The sequence below is a fragment of the Pseudoduganella sp. RAF53_2 genome, assembly GCF_052113985.1.
Classification (GTDB): Bacteria; Pseudomonadota; Gammaproteobacteria; order Burkholderiales; family Burkholderiaceae_D; genus Rugamonas.
Genome location: NZ_JBFRDW010001008.1, coordinates 1 through 1346 on the forward strand (window position 1 = coordinate 1; position 1346 = coordinate 1346).

Annotated in this window: 2 pseudogenes; one reads left to right on the forward strand and one right to left on the reverse strand. The window is 63.1% G+C overall.

Annotated elements, in window-relative coordinates:
- A pseudogene (locus AB4Z11_RS31865) lies at positions 1-1046 on the reverse strand (hypothetical protein); the annotation flags it as partial.
- Positions 1047-1125: 79 nt separating this feature from the next.
- On the opposite strand from AB4Z11_RS31865, the pseudogene AB4Z11_RS31870 reads away from it, so the two are divergent.
- Positions 1126-1346, forward strand: a pseudogene (locus AB4Z11_RS31870) (hypothetical protein); the annotation flags it as partial.

Here is a 1346-nt window from a genome sequence, read left to right on the forward strand (position 1 = left end):
TTCTGCAAGTGCGCGATCATGAACAGCAGGAAGTGCTGGTGGCGGAACTGGGACAGCACGCCACGCTCGCGGCAGCAGAAGAAGTCCGACGCCGCATCGCCAATCACCACCAGCGCATAGCCGGTGCACAGATAGCGCGTATTGGGTGCGGCGCCGCCCGCATACCAGAACCGGTYGTAGCAATAGCTGCGTTCAAATTCGGCGGACGCCTGTCCTGGCGTGGCCGGCGCTCCCGCCACCATGCCCAGCGATGCGAACTGGCCGGGACTGAGCTGGTCCGGCCGGTGCACGGCCAGATAGGCCATCATCGGCATGCGGTAATACTCCACCAGACGGAATTGCAGCGGTGCGGCGGCATCCATGCCTTCCGGCACCAGCGGGAAAAGCACGTGGCACCAGTGCGAGGCGATGCGCGGCGCATGGTGCTCGCAAACATGGCGGGTGAATTCTTCCTTGTCCTGCGCATCGGATGAAGACAGCACATTGCCTTCGCCGTCCAGCCATTCCACGCTATACATGCAATGCAGCGCGTGGCCGTTGGCATCCCAGCCCGCCGGATAGGCGCGGCCAAAGCGGTAGATCAGATCCTGCGCGGTGTCCAGTGGCAAATCTTCGGTGCCGACTTCCATCACCAGCAGCACCACGTCCACGTCGTAGAAGAAGTGCAGGCAGACGTTGTGGACTTCCAGCGTATGCGGCGCGTCGCCGCTGCGCAGCACCACGCGCACTTGCTGGATATCCTTGCGGCGGAAGATGCGGCGCTGGCCGGTGAAGTGCCCTTCCCCGGCGGCGCTGCCGACATGGCCTACGCCAAACAGGAAGCGCTGCACATAAGGCAGAAAGCTGACGAACTCCGTGTAATAGCGCTCCTGGAACGAGGCGCCGGCGTCACGCGCGCTGGACACTTCACGCCATGGTGCGGCATCATCGCCGCCGGCCAGCAGCTCCCAGGGCTGGGTGGGCGCCCGCTCCTCGCCTGCGCGCGGCATCAGCCGCAGCGGCCATACAAGTACCTGGCGCAGATGCTCCACATGTCCGGTCTCCATGGGCGCCCTTTCTTAAACCAGTTAAATTATTACCAAACATAGCTTAGAATAATGGCAAGTATGCGCTATTGAACTCCCGATGTCATTCCGAATTGCCGTTTCCGCCCTGCTCCTTGCCCTGACCGCACAAGCTCACAGCGCCTGCGCGCCGGTGCGCTTCGCCTATCCCGATCAGGACCGGCCGCCCTATTGGCTTGGCAATGGCAGCTCGGTACCCGAACCGCCCGGCGCCAGCGTGGAATTGGTCATGGAATTTACGGCCAGCGTGGGATGCCCTGTCAGTCTGCTGCGCCTGCCCGT